The 349-nt window shown below is 57.3% G+C and carries 1 protein-coding gene; it reads right to left on the bottom strand.

What is annotated here, in order from left to right:
• A partial coding sequence (locus tag CYJ76_RS11700; RefSeq protein WP_180802306.1) for a cbb3-type cytochrome c oxidase subunit I occupies positions 1-349 on the bottom strand: 349 nt, incomplete at both ends.

Raw genomic sequence — 349 nt, 5'->3', positions numbered from 1 at the left:
TCGACGGTGACGACCTCGCCGTAGCGGTAGGACTTAAAGACGTTCCACAGGAACGGAATCATGGAGATCGCCAGGATGCAAGCACCAATCGTGGAGATCTGGTTCAGGGTGGTGAAACCATCCGTCGGCAGGTAGTCAGCGTAACGACGCGGCATACCCATGTTGCCCAGCCAGTGCTGCACCAGGAAGGTGGTGTGGAAGCCGATGGTAACCAGCCAGAAGTGGATCTTGCCCAGCTTCTCGTCCAGCATGCGACCGGTCATCTTCGGGAACCAGAAGTAGATGCCAGCGAAGGAGGCGTAGGTCACGGTACCGAACAGCGTGTAGTGGAAGTGAGCAACCACGAAGT

The sequence above is a fragment of the Kytococcus schroeteri genome (genome assembly GCF_002847825.1).
GTDB classification, from domain to species: domain Bacteria; phylum Actinomycetota; class Actinomycetes; order Actinomycetales; family Dermatophilaceae; genus Kytococcus; species Kytococcus schroeteri.
This window is presented reverse-complemented; position numbering and strand designations above follow the sequence as displayed.